Here is a 14,892-nt window from a genome sequence, read left to right as displayed (position 1 = left end):
TATCAACCGTCATTGTCAGGAGGAGAAATGGTGACCTCACGGCGGGACGTGATCCTGAAAAAGAAGGCGATAGCCGCTCGTCGGCGTGCTGCAGGCGGCTCTTTCGCCACCAAATCCTCCCCCTCCACCGTGAAGGAATTCTCCGAGGTTGTCGGCGTCGATGCATGGATCCTAAAAAGGGCTCTCAGTGAAGCGAACAGCATCTCCGCCTTGGGAGCCGCGATTGCGTCCAATCCGGATACGCCCTCTCCTGAACTTGTCCGCAGCCTGCAGGCGGAGGAGAACTGGTGGCGGCGGATCGAGAACGAGTTGCCGTCGATGAGCAGCACTGAGACGGCAGCTTTCCTTGGCGCCAAGGCCACCAACCGGAACTTCGCGTCGTCGCAGCGGTCCGCCGGGAGGCTGCTCGGGTATGCCCGCCGCCAGGCCATCCGCTACCCGAAGTTCCAATTCGATCTGCAGCGCGGTACCGTCCTTCCTGTCATTCCAGAGCTAGTGGCGCTCACCCGCGGTCTCGACGTCCCGGACGAAGACCTGGTCTTATGGATGGCAACCCCTTCATCGGCATTCGCTGATCAGCGCCGGCCAGTGGACCATCTCAACGACCGGGAACAACTGCTCGCCGCGGCTGAGGCCCACTTCGAGGCCATCTGGTGACGGTCGTCTGGCCCACGACCCCGGAGCCACCCGACCCCTTCGAGCCACGCATCGGAGTCTTGGCACTTGGGACCATCCTCCACCGTATTCACTCCAACCGGTTCCGGCCCAACCAGTTCAACCCCGGGCCCCAGGGCGCCGGCCGGTTCCACTTCTTCGGCGACCCCATGGTCCCGGCCCTGTACCTGTCCGAAACCCGGGAAGCTGCCTTGGCTGAGACCCTGCTGCACGATGTCCCTGTTGGCGCCCCGGCGACGCTTCCCGCAGCATTTACGCCAACAGTGTCTTGGCGGGGCTGGAGTTGAAGCGGCAGGTTCGGATCGCAGAATTTTTCGGACTGGGCCTTCGTGCGCCCGGAATCGAAGCCACCCAACTTACAGACACCCCGATGGATAACTACCCACAGACGCGCAAATGGGCACAGGCAGCCCACTCCGCAGGGTTTGACGGCTCGGTTGGATGTCTAGACGCGACAACAGTGCCAGAGCCAACGTGCTATTTGGTGACAGGTTTCAGGAAGACCACCTTGAAGTAGTCCCGGGAAGCGGACTTGCCTTCGCCGCGGCTGACGGCTTCAGCTGGCTCGTGAATACCTGTGCGCCCCTCAAAGTCGACGTTCTCGCGAGGTAGCAGGAGGCCCCGCCGACGAAGGAGAACCCCGGTCCGACTTCCCGGAGAGTTTCGGTGATCCGGCTGGTGGTCAGAGCATTTTCCAGATCACGTTGGACGACTTCCCCGGAGAGGCCGAGGAATTCGAAGTTGTAGGGGTCTTTGGCAACCTGTTGGGCCAGTTCGGATGATTGCGCAGCAAGTTGCCGCGCAAAGTTCGAAGTGGCATTGTCCGTGCGTTCCAGAGCTCTATTCATGATCTTGTTCAGCAGCACATTGCGTGACCACCCGTGCTGAACTGCCCCCATCGCGTAGGCGTTGGTGGAATCGGGGTCCCATGCCCGCCCCGAAACTAGACCATAGAAGGCGCCAAACAACTTTTGCTAAAACGCTTGACCACCCCCCACGATTAACGCTAACTTACTAGTGATCAAACGCTTTAGCAGAATGGACATCAGCGCAGATGAAACGCTCAGTCTTCTTCCAACCCGCCAACGGATGGGTTGGGGACCTCATCCCCTTCGAAAAGGACGGCGAGTTCTGGCTCTTCTACCTTCACGAAGACCGTACGGACCCGAAACCCGGCACTTCATGGAATCTGGTCACCACCAAGGACCTCACGGAGTTTGAGAACCACGGCGTATCCCTGCATCACGGCAGCGAAACCGACGTGGACTTCAACGCCTACACAGGCAGCATCGTCGTCGACGACACCGGCGTCCACCACCTCTTCTATACCGGCCACAACCCCCGGAACCTCGGCCCCGACGGCGCGCCCCTGCAGCTGGTTATGCACGCCACGAGCACGGATGACATGCGGAGCTGGGTAAAGCATCCGGAACTCACCTTCGGCGCCCCTGACGGCTACGAGTCCGGTGACTGGCGGGATCCCTTCGTGTTTCGCGATGAAAGCAAAGGCCAGTGGAGGATGCTGCTGGCGGCACGCCACTCCGCCGGACCGGAACGGCGCCGAGGCGTCATCGCACAGTGCGTGTCCACTGATCTCATGACGTGGCAGCACACCGAACCATTCTGGGACCCGCGCCGCTACATCACCCATGAGTGCCCCGACGTCTTCTCCTGGGGCGACTGGTGGTACATGGTGTACTCCGAGTTTTCCGAATCGTTCACAACCCGCTACCGAATGGCCAAGAGTCCCGACGGCCCGTGGACCGTACCCAATCTTGACAGCGTCGACGGCCGCGCCTTCTACGCATCCAAGTCCGCAGAGCGCGATGGTCGCCGCTTCTTCTTTGGATGGATCGCAAGCAAGGAAGGCAACACCGACGACGGTCCCTGGCAGTGGGCCGGCACAATGTCCGTCCTGGAAGCACGCCAGAACCCCGACGGAACACTGGGATTCTCCTTCGCCGACGAACTCGTAGACAGCTTCTGGGAAGACGTCCCGGTAACCCTGCCAGCCGAACTGCCCACACGACTGGACGTACCGGACGGGTACACCGCCATCGTGTCCGAAGAAGAACTGCCCAGCCAGTTTTACGCCAAGGCAGTACTGGACATTGACCCCAACACCACCGAATGCGGGCTGTTGCTCCGGTCAAGCCAGGACGGGGATCAGTCCTACGTCCTGCGCTTGGAACCGAAGCGCGGGCGCATGGTTTTCGACCGGTGGCCAAGGAAGATCACCGGCGACGCGCAGTGGCATGTCTCCGGGGACATCCCGTTCGACATCGAATTGGAACGCCCCTGCCACCTGCCTCCCGGCGAACACACGCTGGAAGTCATCGTCGACGGGGACCTGTGCGTTGCCGTTGTTGATCGGCAGGTCGCCCTCAGCACCCGGATCTACGACTTGCCCGCGGGGCGGATAGGCATCTTCACCGGGGAGGGCTCCGCTGCTCTTACCGAACTTCAGATACGTAAACGCACAGACAACTAAACACCACCACTTTCGGCTCAAATCAAAGGAGATTGTTCCATGAAGAAACTGATTCGCACGGCTGCGGTCGCGGCCATAGCTGCGCTGTCCCTGGCCGCCTGCGCCGGCGGAGGGGCCGGCGGCCCTGCCAATGTGAGGCCCACCGGCGAGATCAAACCGAGGGAAATCTCATGGCTGCTCTCTCGCCCAGCGGACGGGGCAGTAATCAACATCATGAAGAAGGTCGCGGACGACTATGCCAAGGACCACCCGGGCTTCTCGCTGAACCTCATCACCACCCCCGACCGCCCCTCATATATCCAGAAACTCGAGACCCTCGCCGCCGCGAACAAGCTTCCCGAGCTTTTCGACACGGATGCCACACCCTTCGCCCAACAGCTCGCCAAGCAGGGCAAGATGGTGGACGCGGAAAAGCTGCTCAAAGACCTGGGCGTGTATGACAACTACCGACCCAACGCCCTGAACTACCAGCGATTCGATGACGGATCGCTGTACATGATCCCGTTCCAATTCGAACTGGAGTTCATTTGGTACAACAAGGCCTTGCTGCAGCAGGCTGGCGTCCCGGTACCGAAGTCGCTGGACGACATCCCCGCGATGTGCACCGCACTGCGCAACGCCGGAATCACCCCGATCGCCATCGACGGGCAGGACCAGTGGCCCCTGGAACGCTACATGGCCTACCAGCCGTTCAGGACAGCGGGTCCCGACTTCCTCCAGAAGCTGAAGAAGGGCAACGCGAAGTTCTCAGACGCTGCCGGGAAGAAGGCCGTTGACTGGCTGGCTGCCCTGGGCAAAAACAAGTGCTTCCAGGATGGCTTCTCCTCGCAGGGCTACTCCGACGCCCAGAACATTTTCACCTCCGGGAAGGCAGCGATGTACAACATCGGCACGTGGGAATTGCCAAGCCTGGCGACTGACAAGCTGAACCCGGCAGTTCGGGACAATATTGATTTCCTCACCCTCCCGACAACTGAAGGATCCGTCACCGCTGCCAACGAATACGTCTCGCCGTCCGGAATCGGCATGGCTGTCAATGCCAAGACCTACGACCCGCTCGTCAGTGACTTCCTCAAGTTTGCCCTGACGAAATACCCTTCCGAGTACGCGGCCACCGGCGCTCTTTCACCGACGACCAACGTGCAGACCGCCACCCCGGCCAATGCGACTCCCCTGTACAAGAAGGCCCTCGAGACAGCAAACGACCTGGGAGACCAGCAGGCCATGCCGTGGGATACGCAGCTGGACCCGACAACTGACTCACGGCTCAAGCAAGAACTCGTGCTCCTCGTCCAGGGCGACATCACGCCGGAACAGTTCACCAGCACGATGGACAGCACCATCGCGCAGAACGCACCGAAGTTCTTCAAATAACACATAACGGTGGGGGGCCTCGGCCCCCCACCCGAAAGGCCCCACCATGCTCCCCAACAGGTCCCGACTCTCAGTACTGGTTTTCCTGCTCCCACCCCTGCTGCTCTACGGCGCCGCCGTACTGTTCCCCATCCTCCAGTCCCTGTTCCTCAGCTTCTTCTCCTGGAACGGCATCAGCGACATGGAGTTCGTCGGCCTCGCCAACTACCTACGGATGTTCACCGGCGATGACGTCTTCTGGCGCTCCTTCTTCAATGCACTCGGCTACCTGTTTATCTGTCTGGTCCTGCAGCTCGGCGGTGCGCTGCTTGTCGCCACCCTACTCACCTCTCTGCGCCGCGGCCGCGAACTAATTAAGACTCTTTACCTGCTGCCGGCCGTGATCTCCACCGTGGCTATCGCATTCCTCTTCGTGCGGATCTACTCGATCGACCCGGTGGGTCTGCTCAACCAGGTGCTGCAGTGGATCGGCCTCGGCACCCTCGAACACGCATGGCTCTCAGACGTGAACACCGTCCTCACGGCAGTATCGGTACCGGAAGGCTGGCGCTTCACGGGGCTGTACATGCTCATCATTTACGCGGCCTTGCTATCCGTTCCGCAGGAACTTGAGGAAGCCGCCCGCCTCGACGGTGCATCACGGTGGCAACTGTTCACCAAGATCCGCTTCCCGCACATCCGGCCCGTCTGGATCACCACCACTATCATGGCGACCACTTACGGCCTGCGCGGATTCGACATCCCCTATCTGATGACCAACGGCGGCCCCGGACAGTCCTCGGAACTGCTGACCACCTACATGTACAAGACAGCTTTCACCAGCACCGACTTCGGCTACGCCAGCACCATCTCGGTATTTATCGTTGTCGAGTGCCTGGTCGCCGTCGGACTCATCCTTTTCATGCTCAAACGAAAGGCGGACGCATGACCGCGCAAGCAGCTCGGATCACAAGGCACAGCCCTGCAACATCAGAAAGCAGGCCACCATTGCCCACGCGGCGCAGGCGCAAACGAAGCCTGCACGGCACCCTATCAAAGGTCCTCATCGCGCTCATCGTCATCGTGCAGGTCTACCCGCTCGCATGGCTTTTCATCACCAGTCTGCGCACCGAAAATGACTTCGCGACGGGCGACCCGTTTGCTCTGCCCAAGGCGATCACATTCGATAACTACGCCCGCGCGTTTGAGACCGGCAATCTCGGGATGAACATCGTCAACAGTTTCATTGTCACGATGGGCGCCAACCTGCTGATCGTGCTTCTGGGCATGATGGCGGCCTATGCCCTGCAGGTCCTCGGCTTTCGGTTCAGCAAGTTCGTCCGCAGCTTGTTTATGATTGGCATCATCGTGCCCGTGCAGATCGCGCTGGTACCGCTTTTCATCGACTACTCGACCGTTAACCTACTCGACACCTACCCGTCGATGATCATTCCCCTGGCGGGATTCGCTCTTCCGATGTCGATCTACCTTTTCTCCTCCTTCTTTGAATACATCCCTCGCGAGACATACGAGGCCGCCTCGCTGGATGGCGCGGGCCCCTACCGGATCTTCGGGCTGATCACCCTCCCCCTCTCCGTGAATACTGTGGTCACAGTCGTTCTGGTCAACAGCATCTTCATCTGGAACGATTTCATCTTCGCCAACACGTTCGTGCTCTCTGAGGGCCTCAAGACGATCCCACTGGGCCTGCAAAACTACATCGGAGCCATGGGAAAAACCGACTGGACGGCCACCTTTGCCGCGGTCTGCGTCACGATCACGCCTCTGCTGCTGGTGTTCCTCGTGCTGAACAAGGCGATGATCCAAGGCCTCGAGAGCGGGGCGACGAAGGGGTGACGCCCATGCCAGCCGGATATACTCCCGATGGAGGGCAAATGATTTCGCAGAAGAAAAATTCGGGCAACGCGGCCACCCCCGACGTTCCTGTCAAAATAGGCCGCGCGCATCCGGTTACCCTCCGCGAAGTTGCTGAAGCGGCCGGCGTGTCCACTGCCACGGTCTCCCTGGTCATCAACCAGAAGAAGAATGCCCGCATTGCAGATAAGACGCGTCAACGCGTCCAGGACGCAATCCGGCAGCTTGGATACCGCCCCAATGCAATGGCCAAGACCCTGGTCAGCGGCACCTCACGGTTCATCGGGCTGGTCGCAGACGGCGTCGCTACCACCCCCTTCGCTGGACAGATCATCCACGGAGCCCAGGACGAAGCGTGGAAACACGGGTACGCCCTACTGATCGCCAACACCGAGGGCAACCGCGACCTGGAAAAGGACGCCATCGCCATGATGCTGGAATACAAGGTACGCGGCATCCTGTACTCGACGTGGTTCCACCGGCCCACCGACATCCCGGAAACCCTGCGTGAGGCGGACTTCGTCCTCGTCAACTGCTTCGCTACAGAGCCCGGGGCAGCCCGCGCTGTCGTCCCCGACGAAGCACAGGGCGGGCACTCCGCCACGGAGATACTGCTCAACGCCGGCCACCGACGCATCGCCTTCATCAATGCCACCATCCCCGCCCCGGCAAAAGACGGACGGCTCCAGGGCTACAAAGACGCGTTGGCTGCCGCGAGCATTGGGTTTGACCCTGACCTGGTCATGGAAGCCTACCCCGACCAGGAAGGCGGATACGGCGCCACCGAAGAGCTGCTCAAACGCAACGTCACCGCCGTGTACTGCTACAACGACCGCATGGCCATGGGACTCTACGACGGACTGCGGGAACACGGGCTGTCCATCCCTGACGACATTGCCGTGGTCGGTTTCGACAACCAGGAAGTCATCGCCGCCCACCTTCGGCCGCCGCTGTCCACAGTGTCGCTGCCGCACTACGAACTCGGGGCGGCAGGAGTACGCATGCTGCTGGGCTTGGACGAAGCACCCATCGACTCCGCAGTGAAGATTGCGTGCCCCACCATTGAACGCGCATCCGTGGCTGCGCACTCGCCCGTATAGGTTTCGAGCACCCGGCTGGACTCGGGGACCGCATCGTCGCACTGCGCTGCTGTCGCCGGCGCCCCCGCCAAGCTGCGCCTCCTTATGCCAGAATCCCGCGGCCAAAGGCCGAGGCTATACAAACGATGTTGCGGGAGGAGGTTCTTCCCTCCTCCCGCAAGGCTCAAATCAGGGCTCCGGCGCACATTCGTCATGTCGTCGAGTGTCTGTCTTGCCCAAAAGAACGACGACATGCCCCCACGGCAATTGTGCAACGGCTTGTTGCACAATCAGTGTCCGCGCGGGAGAATCCGGCCAAGACGCGGCGAATTTTTATCCCCGGGAACAATGACGCCGTGGTGCGCGTTGCAGTGTCGTCAGAATCGAACACCCAGAAAAGAGAATCACCTAAGTGGCAACTGACTACGACGAAGTCCGCTCCGACGTTAAGGAATCTCAGGACCGCTCGCTGGAGGCACTGAAATCTGCCAACGCGCCTGATGCCCGCAGCGTCGTCACTGAATTGGACGAGGCCGATGCGTTCGATGAAGGCTTGACTCCCGGCGGTGAAATTGTCTCCGAGGAACTCATCGTTCAGGTCATTCCCCAGGCCGAGGACGAATTCACCTGTTACTCCTGCTTCTTGGTCCGGCACCGGTCCCAATTGGCACGCGAAGCCAACGGCCACTCATACTGCATTGAGTGCGAAGGCTAAACCCCTTGCCGTAGGTACCACCACGAACCCAACGGCATCGCAGAATCGCGCCCAGGCGGCTGGCACCCCAGCCGTCCGCAGTGGCGCAGCTCAGTTGCCCTGAGCCAGCGGCGCCAGCCGGTACCCAACGCCGCGCACGGTCTCGAGCCAGCGCGGGTTCTGGATGCTGTCGCCAAGTTTCTTGCGCAGGTTGCCCATATGTACCTCAACGGCGCGTTCGTCGGCGTCGCTGACGTAACTGCCGACGTCGTAGGGTTCGTTGCGTAGCCGCCGCGCCAGATCTGCCTTGGTCCGCACGATCCTGCCGGTCTCAAGGAGGGCGAGCAGGAGGTCGAATTCGGTGCGTGTCAGCCTCAGTTCCTTGCCGTTCAGGACTGCCGTCCGGGAACCTGCCGAAACGGCAAGGCCGTTGTGGCTCATTTCCGGGTCAGTTTCTTCCACGGCTGCCTTGGACTCCGACGACGCGCGGGGCCTTCGCATCATGGCCTCGACGCGGGCGCGAAGTTCGCGCGGACGGAACGGCTTGGTCAGGTAATCATCACCGCCGGCCTCAAGGCCCATGAGGGTGTCCAGTTCCTCCGCCCGGGCGGTGAGCATGATGATGTAGGCGTCCGAGGATTTCCTGATCTGCCGTGCCACCTCGAAGCCATCGATGTCGGGAAGGCCCAGATCCAGCGTTATGACGTCAGGATTCAGTTCACGGGCTGACGTAACGCCCGCGGATCCAGTGGATGCAACATGGACGTCAAACCCCGCTTGCGAAAGGACCACACGCACCAATTCGCGAATATCCTGGTCATCTTCAATGACCAGCCCCACACGTACTTCACTCATCGCTGCCCCTCAGCCCCTTCGATAACCCTTCGAAGTATAACCATTATGGTTAGGCTGATCTCATGAACCGACTTTCTTCTGCATTCCCGGTGGTTGCGCCGTGACCCGCCCAACCACCTGGGATCTTGGGGAGAAGAAAAAACTCCTGGTTTTTCGGCGCTCTTTCCACGAACACACCCTGCGAATGAGGGTGGTTCTCAGCCAATTGCCGCTGTCTGTCTGTGTCTGCATTTCGGCGATTCTGGTGTGGCTCTTTTTCCCGGCCACCCTCGAGAATCCCCTGTTTCTCCTCTTCCTGCTGAGTCAGGCATTCCTGTTGGCGGTGTGCGTCATTGTGCCTTGGCACCGGCTCCCGTTCCCCAGCTTCCTGACGATACCGATCCTGGACATGGTCTCAATCTCCTTCGGCAGGGAAGGAGGACAGGAATCGCTCACGGGACTCAGCGTCCTGGTGGTCCTGCCCGTCATTTGGCTCTGTGCATCCGGCCTGTACCCAAGACTGGCCATTGCTTTGTCATTCTTGGGCCCGCTTTGCATCGTGTGGGCCCCCTTGTTCGTCAACGGATCACTAACCGAGCGGGACCTCACTAAACCCCTGCTCTTCCCCATCCTGATGCTTGGCATCGGCGTGTCCGTGAGCGTGCTGACGCTAAGCATGGTCCGCCAGCAGCGGGCCTTGGAGCAAAAGGACGAGGAGCTAAAGAAAGCCCTGGACATCAGAACCAAACAGGAACGGCTGCTCAACACCGTCATGGAAGCCCTGCCGCTGGGTGTGGTGGCCGTGGATGGCGACGGTCATGACATCCTCATGAACCGCCGCCAAAGACACACGCACTCCCTGGCAACTCCTGCAGGCAACGACGATCCGAACGAATCCCAGCTGCTCGTCTTCGACCAGGACAGGACCACGCCGTTGCCCGTCGACCGCCGTCCAGTCCGGCGAGCGGTTCTGGGGGAAAGGTTCACGGACCAACTCGTGTGGCTTGGCTCCGGAGCAGACCAACGTGCCTTCACCACGAGCGCCCGCCCCATGGTGGATGACGCCGGGAACTTCGCCGGCTCGGTCGTCGTCTTCAGCGACGTCACGGACCTGGTCAATGCCTTGGCAGCCAAGGACGACTTCGTGGCCAACGTCTCCCACGAATTCCGAACGCCGCTGACGTCCATCCTTGGTTACGTGGAGCTTTTGCTGGATGATCCCCGGTCCCTCGATCCCTCCTCGCGCAGGCAGCTGGATATCGTCCGGCGGAACGCCGAAAGGTTGCTTACCCTGGTGTCCGATTTGTTGGCAGTGCGGTCGGGCCACATGATCATTCAGCCGCACACGGTGGACGTGGCGGAGCTGGTGCGGGGAAGCGTGAGTTCTGCCGGTCCCCGCGCTGCCAAGGCGGGCATCCGGTTGTCCATGGATGTCCCTGACTCTTTGGAAGCCCATGTGGACTCCTCACGCATAGCCCAGGTCCTGGACAACCTGGTATCAAACGCCATCAAGTACTCCCCCCAGGGCGCAGACGTAGAAGTAGCCGCGTGGGAGGACCAGGAATTCGTGTTCTGCCGTGTGTCCGATACCGGCATGGGCATGACCCAAGAAGAGCAGTCCGAGGCGTTCACCAAGTTCTTTCGGGCCGGCGGCGTACGCAACAGCACCATTCCCGGCGTCGGGCTTGGACTGCCCATCAGCAAGGCAATCGTCGAAGCGCATGGCGGAACCATCACGCTGGAAAGCGAACCCGGCCGGGGCACGACCTTCCTCGTGAAGATGCCCGCCTGAGTCTTAGCGCCTGGTGCCGACTGTGCCCACTACTGCGGCATCACGACGGCGGCCGAAGAGGAAGTAGCTCACCGGTCCGAAGAAGTTGATGAACGAAACAGCGCGCCACACCGCCTTCTTCCCCCTGATCATGGAGTCGGGGGTCTTGCCGATACTGCGTTGCGCTGCACCCAGCAGGGCCATATTTATGGCTCCGCTGACGATGAGCATGATCCGCTGGCCCTTGCTCATATCGCGCCACGATTTCCTGCGAGCCATGATGCCTCCATCCGTGAAGATTTAGTTATCAGGCTAGTCCGACGCCGTGCGTCCCGCCACAGCCTGACGTACAACCTCGCCCCACGATTGTTCCGCGAGGTCCGCCACGGCGGCCAGGATCTCCGACGGCGGCAGGGACAGGTCCAGCGGATACTCCACGATGTCGATGTCTGTGTTGAGTATCCTGCGCAGCTTCATCTCCCCCGGCCCGGCATAGACAAGCCACGCAGTCGGGACCCTTAGTGCGGTGCAGTACGCCAGCAATTGGTAATGGTCCGCGTTCAGCGAAGCGCCGGCATCACCTGCGGCGGTGTACTTGGAGTCGTAGACCACCACCGGCCTGCCGCCCAAGAAGTGGACGGCGTCGGGGCGAACTGTCAGGCGATCAGAGTCCCGGACAGCCTCATTGAGCATCGCTCCATACTGGAGGCGCATCTCGCCAGGGTAGGCACTCATCGCGTGGCGCAAGGCCGTGCCCACGAACTCCTCGAAAACTTGTGCCATATCCACCACGAAGGACGCCGTCTGTTGCTTCCCTTCTCCGGCCTCGGCCGAGGCATTGCGCAGGATGACCTCCGAGAGCCGCAGAACGGCGTGGTACCTGAGGTTCATGCGGTTGGCCCGCCACGGCGGCAACGGGGCTCCGGACTGAAGGCGGGTGACGGCGTCGAGCTTTCCCTTGAGCTGGCGCAAGCGGCTCAGGACGTCGGCCCGGACGCCTGGCACCTTTCCCATTCGTTCCAAGGCGGCGCGGAGGATGCGGTTCTCAGCGATGTCCTCGGTGAATTCGTCGTAGGACACTTCCAACGGCACCATCATTCCGGGCCTGCGGGAGATCTGGTCCGAGATGCGGATGCGGCCTTTGACGGTCCGGAGCGATTCGTCAATGGTGAGGTAGCCCTGAAGGACGCCGCGGCTCAGGGCGCGGTCGGCCAGCTGGGCCAGCGACTCGGCCAGGGCGCTCCAGAGATCCGGGTGCTCAATGGCTTCCACGGAGTGGTCACGGAAACCTTGATCACCGGCGTAGCTGAGGAGGAAAAGCAAGCGACTCAGGCCAAGCCTGTCCTTGGGGCGGACCTCAAGCTGGACAGTGGAAGTCCTTACCGATCCGACCTTGCCCACGGGTTCGATCCGGTAGAGGCCCATGCCAATCGGTGAGGCCTTGGCCAGCCCGCTGGCATTGATGAACGCAGCCGTTGGGGGGTCGAGTTTGTCAACGACTCCGCGGGAGAGCTCGTCCATGACGATGTGCCGGGTCCCGGCAGCCGCCGACGTCTTGCCGGCGCTTGCAGGTGGCCGGCGCGGACGTGGCGGGACGTCCTTAGCGGGCAGCAAGTCGTCCCAGCAATTGGTCCAGGCCGAAGCGTTCCTCAAGCTGCGCGCGGTTCAGTTGCCCGTGATAGTGCTCCTCCAGCAACGGCATGAGCTCGTACTTCCAGATGCGGCGAAGACCTGTGGGGTTTTGGGCAGCGTTCTTCATGAAGTAGGACGGCCCGATCATCAGGTCACGGTCCCAGTCGTCGATGGCGTCGTTGAGGGCGTCCAGGAGATCCGCGTTGAGGGTGTCCAAACCACGCGCTTGAAGGAAGCGCCGCAACGAACCCCTGACCGGTTCAACCTTGGGATGGAGTTCGATGAACGCGAAACGACGACGGATGGCGGCGTCCATCATGGCGATGGAGCGGTCAGCGGTATTCATGGTGCCGATGATGTACAGGTTGTCCGGCAGGCTGAAGGGCTCGTTGGGGCTGTACTGCAGGTAAATGCGGTCGTCACGGTACTCAAGGAGGAAGTACAGCTCGCCGAAGACCTTGGCCAGGTTGGCACGGTTCATCTCATCGATGATCAGGAAGTACGGCTTGTGCGCGTTCTCCGGCTTGGCAGCTTCCTCCGCGAGCCGACGCAACGGCCCGGCCACAAGCTTGAAGGAGACCTGTCCGTCGTCGGTCTTGTCCGGCCTGTAACCCTCAAAGAAATCCTCGTACGCGTACGACGGGTGGAACTGCACCAGCTTCACTCGTTCATCGGTGCTGTCGCCTGCGAGCTCCGCAGCGAGGTGCTTGGCCAGGTACGTTTTGCCGGTCCCTGGAGGACCATAAAGAACCAGTTGGCGGTTCTCTTCGAGCAGTTCGGCGATCTCCTTCAGTGGCTCGAGGTCCATGTGGAGGGACGCCGCGAACTCTTCCGTCAACGGCCGGAAACCTTGCTGGACAACTTCGACGACGGCGGTGGGCGGCGCTTCGTCCTCGCCGTCGGTTTCGGCTTCTACCGGCAGGAGTTCCTGCAGCGCCTGAATAACCCGGGTGACATCCACGATGATGCCGGGCGTGGACAATTGCCGCTGTGCATGGCGCGGGAGTTCGGTGATGGCGTAACTGTCATCGAACCAGCGGACCTTGCGACGGATACGCCGATTGTCCTCGTGGTGTTCTGGTTCGCCGAGGACCACGCCAACCCGAACGCGTCCGGCGTTCTGGTAGAGCGTAAGGTCGCCGGGTTTCATCACCGTGAGGAAGGCGAAGACAGCCGTCTTGGTGTCCTCGCGCTCAACATAGCCCAGATGCTTGTAGTCCTCGTCCACGGCATGTTGGACCACGCCCGCAGTGACTCCGGCAGCGAGCGAGCGGAGGTGCTCAACATCCAGCGTGGCTTTCTCTTCAGCAACCCACGCGGCCAGCAAATCAGCGTTGTCGTGATGCGTACGCAGCAACCAGGATCTGCGGCCGGGATCTCCCACCTTGCGCCATTGGCTGACCAGCTGGCGTGCGTACCAATCGATACGCTGCCCGGCTTGTTCGTCCAGGTGGAGCCGGATCCTGTGAATGTCCGCGGTGACGTCTTCCTCGGTCTCGCCCCCGGCGCCACCAACGAGTGAGGCGAAAGCGTCACGAATCTCCCGACGCTCCACGTCGGCCACCACAGGCTCGAAGTAGCTGGGCCACACCAAATACTCAATGCTGCGGCGAAGGGCCGACTGGTCCTCTGGTGTTCCGACCGCAAGCTCGTGGAACTTCAAAGGATCGGCGAGCGCCTGATTGATGGTTTCCGTGCTCTGGCCGTCCACGTGTGCAACAAAGCGGCAAAGCCATTTCAGGTGGTCCCAAATGGTCCAGTTGAACTCCGCGGTGCGGTCGCGGATCACGCCGTGGTCCGTCATGCCCTCGTAGAGCTGTTCCGGTAACTCGATGGCCGGTTCCACCCAGGAGGCAGCCTCGGCCACCCGTGCGCGCTTCACCCTGAGGGACTTGACCTCATGAGCCAGCGGCAAGGACTGCAGGAACAGCAACTCCACTGCCAGCAGCTTGGCCTCGCGGGATGCGCCTTCGAGGTTTTGCCGGAGATTGGTCATCATGGGGGCTTTGGAATCTTCCACCCCGCGTTCAAGGCGTTCAAGCAGCTCCCCGGCGGCGTCTGCCGTCCACGTCAGCGTGCGTCCGTCCAGCGCTGACGATCTTCCTTGGAGGGCCGGGCCCAGCACATACCAGGCCGCGTCCTCGATCTCCTTGGAGATTCCGGGGGCGCGGTCAATGGCAGGCTTCACGGAGGGGGTCACCATGCCAACTTACCTTGTTTGACTTAGCCAAGCATCTGGATTTGGAGCACTGCGAAGGTGCAAAGTCTTGACGTGGGCCTGTCATTCCCATAGACATGCAGTACCCGTAACATGCAGTGATCGGATCCAGACAATGGTGTGGACCTCCAACGCTTTTCGCCGGGCGGGGGCTCATGTCAGGAGCGGGATTTGTGAACAGCAAACCTCCTGACAAAGGCCCAACGCGGCTGCGCATTCGCGCCCGGTTTCCGTTAGCGCTTATTACGGCGGCGGTCCTGCTCGGCTGCT

Annotated in this window: 13 protein-coding genes and 1 pseudogene; 9 read left to right on the top strand and 5 right to left on the bottom strand. The window is 61.2% G+C overall.

Going from position 1 to position 14,892, the window contains the following annotated elements; genetic code table 11:
* The first annotated feature begins 27 nt into the window (after window positions 1–27).
* Both AC1DD7_RS17760 and AC1DD7_RS17755 read left to right on the top strand, forming a co-directional pair.
* The gene (locus AC1DD7_RS17760; RefSeq protein WP_442005875.1) at window positions 28–657 is read left to right on the top strand and encodes a hypothetical protein; all 630 of its coding nucleotides are present in this window, start codon (window positions 28–30) and stop codon (window positions 655–657) included.
* Window positions 654–962: an RES family NAD+ phosphorylase gene (locus AC1DD7_RS17755; protein ID WP_442005874.1), complete on the top strand. Its 309-nt coding sequence runs from the start codon at window positions 654–656 to the stop codon at window positions 960–962. The genes AC1DD7_RS17760 and AC1DD7_RS17755 overlap by 4 nt, the downstream gene beginning before the upstream one ends.
* Window positions 963–1,298: 336 nt before the next feature.
* On the opposite strand, the pseudogene AC1DD7_RS17750 reads toward AC1DD7_RS17755, so the two are convergent.
* Window positions 1,299–1,580, bottom strand: a pseudogene (locus AC1DD7_RS17750) (PDDEXK nuclease domain-containing protein); the annotation flags it as partial.
* Between the two features lie 149 nt (window positions 1,581–1,729).
* On the opposite strand from AC1DD7_RS17750, the gene AC1DD7_RS17745 reads away from it, so the two are divergent.
* The 6 genes from AC1DD7_RS17745 to AC1DD7_RS17720 all read left to right on the top strand — a co-directional run bounded on the left by AC1DD7_RS17745 (window position 1,730) and on the right by AC1DD7_RS17720 (window position 8,188).
* The gene (locus AC1DD7_RS17745; protein ID WP_442005873.1) at window positions 1,730–3,166 is read left to right on the top strand and encodes a glycoside hydrolase family protein; all 1,437 of its coding nucleotides are present in this window, start codon (window positions 1,730–1,732) and stop codon (window positions 3,164–3,166) included.
* A gap of 39 nt (window positions 3,167–3,205) precedes the next feature.
* A complete protein-coding gene (locus AC1DD7_RS17740) occupies window positions 3,206–4,540 on the top strand; it encodes an ABC transporter substrate-binding protein (protein ID WP_442005872.1) in 1,335 nt (444 codons plus the stop codon).
* Between the two features lie 46 nt (window positions 4,541–4,586).
* Window positions 4,587–5,468 carry a carbohydrate ABC transporter permease gene (locus AC1DD7_RS17735; RefSeq protein ID WP_442018276.1) on the top strand — a complete coding sequence of 294 codons (882 nt, stop codon included), beginning with the start codon at window positions 4,587–4,589 and terminating at the stop codon, window positions 5,466–5,468.
* The gene (locus tag AC1DD7_RS17730; protein WP_442018277.1) at window positions 5,465–6,376 is read left to right on the top strand and encodes a carbohydrate ABC transporter permease; all 912 of its coding nucleotides are present in this window, start codon (window positions 5,465–5,467) and stop codon (window positions 6,374–6,376) included. Before AC1DD7_RS17735 ends, AC1DD7_RS17730 begins: the two co-directional genes overlap by 4 nt.
* 38 nt (window positions 6,377–6,414) lie before the next feature.
* Window positions 6,415–7,494: a LacI family DNA-binding transcriptional regulator gene (locus AC1DD7_RS17725; RefSeq protein ID WP_477516014.1), complete on the top strand. Its 1,080-nt coding sequence runs from the start codon at window positions 6,415–6,417 to the stop codon at window positions 7,492–7,494.
* A 391-nt stretch (window positions 7,495–7,885) separates the two neighbouring features.
* Window positions 7,886–8,188 (top strand): DUF4193 domain-containing protein, encoded by a 303-nt coding sequence (locus AC1DD7_RS17720; RefSeq protein ID WP_442005868.1) that lies wholly within the window; start codon window positions 7,886–7,888, stop codon window positions 8,186–8,188.
* A gap of 90 nt (window positions 8,189–8,278) precedes the next feature.
* Here AC1DD7_RS17720 and AC1DD7_RS17715 read toward each other — a convergent pair whose 3' ends face one another.
* Complete coding sequence (locus AC1DD7_RS17715; protein ID WP_442005867.1) at window positions 8,279–9,022, bottom strand: response regulator transcription factor; 744 nt, start codon at window positions 9,020–9,022, stop codon at window positions 8,279–8,281.
* Window positions 9,023–9,122: 100 nt separating this feature from the next.
* Here AC1DD7_RS17715 and AC1DD7_RS17710 point away from each other — a divergent pair, with 100 nt between their 5' ends.
* Entirely contained in the window at window positions 9,123–10,793 is a 1,671-nt protein-coding gene (locus AC1DD7_RS17710; protein WP_477516013.1) for a sensor histidine kinase, read from the top strand.
* 3 nt (window positions 10,794–10,796) lie between these two features.
* Here the strand turns inward: AC1DD7_RS17710 and AC1DD7_RS17705 are convergent, their stop codons facing one another.
* The 3 genes from AC1DD7_RS17705 to AC1DD7_RS17695 form a co-directional block, all read right to left on the bottom strand.
* The gene (locus AC1DD7_RS17705) at window positions 10,797–11,051 is read right to left on the bottom strand and encodes a PLDc N-terminal domain-containing protein (RefSeq protein WP_477516012.1); all 255 of its coding nucleotides are present in this window, start codon (window positions 11,049–11,051) and stop codon (window positions 10,797–10,799) included.
* A gap of 33 nt (window positions 11,052–11,084) precedes the next feature.
* Window positions 11,085–12,293 (bottom strand): 5-methylcytosine restriction system specificity protein McrC, encoded by a 1,209-nt coding sequence (locus AC1DD7_RS17700; RefSeq protein WP_477516034.1) that lies wholly within the window; start codon window positions 12,291–12,293, stop codon window positions 11,085–11,087.
* Window positions 12,294–12,372: 79 nt separating this feature from the next.
* A complete protein-coding gene (locus AC1DD7_RS17695; RefSeq protein ID WP_477516011.1) occupies window positions 12,373–14,607 on the bottom strand; it encodes an McrB family protein in 2,235 nt (744 codons plus the stop codon).
* Between the last annotated feature and the right edge of the window lie 285 nt (window positions 14,608–14,892).

This window comes from Paenarthrobacter sp. 10L412, from assembly GCF_056395565.1.
The sequence above is the reverse complement of the archived record's forward strand: the minus strand, read 5'-3'. Positions and strand labels throughout refer to the sequence as shown.

What these genes read in the sequence shown, in the direction of transcription:
- AC1DD7_RS17700 (WP_477516034.1), bottom strand. Translation starts at nt 12,293, where the DNA reads ATGGACGAGCTCTCCCGCGGAGTCGTTGACAAACTCGACCCCCCAACG.
- AC1DD7_RS17695 (WP_477516011.1), bottom strand. Translation starts at nt 14,607, where the DNA reads ATGGTGACCCCCTCCGTGAAGCCTGCCATTGACCGCGCCCCCGGAATC.
- AC1DD7_RS17730 (WP_442018277.1), top strand. Translation starts at nt 5,465, where the DNA reads ATGACCGCGCAAGCAGCTCGGATCACAAGGCACAGCCCTGCAACATCA.
- AC1DD7_RS17705 (WP_477516012.1), bottom strand. Translation starts at nt 11,051, where the DNA reads ATGGCTCGCAGGAAATCGTGGCGCGATATGAGCAAGGGCCAGCGGATC.
- AC1DD7_RS17760 (WP_442005875.1), top strand. Translation starts at nt 28, where the DNA reads ATGGTGACCTCACGGCGGGACGTGATCCTGAAAAAGAAGGCGATAGCC.
- AC1DD7_RS17725 (WP_477516014.1), top strand. Translation starts at nt 6,415, where the DNA reads ATGATTTCGCAGAAGAAAAATTCGGGCAACGCGGCCACCCCCGACGTT.
- AC1DD7_RS17715 (WP_442005867.1), bottom strand. Translation starts at nt 9,022, where the DNA reads ATGAGTGAAGTACGTGTGGGGCTGGTCATTGAAGATGACCAGGATATT.
- AC1DD7_RS17740 (WP_442005872.1), top strand. Translation starts at nt 3,206, where the DNA reads ATGAAGAAACTGATTCGCACGGCTGCGGTCGCGGCCATAGCTGCGCTG.
- AC1DD7_RS17745 (WP_442005873.1), top strand. Translation starts at nt 1,730, where the DNA reads ATGAAACGCTCAGTCTTCTTCCAACCCGCCAACGGATGGGTTGGGGAC.
- AC1DD7_RS17735 (WP_442018276.1), top strand. Translation starts at nt 4,587, where the DNA reads ATGCTCCCCAACAGGTCCCGACTCTCAGTACTGGTTTTCCTGCTCCCA.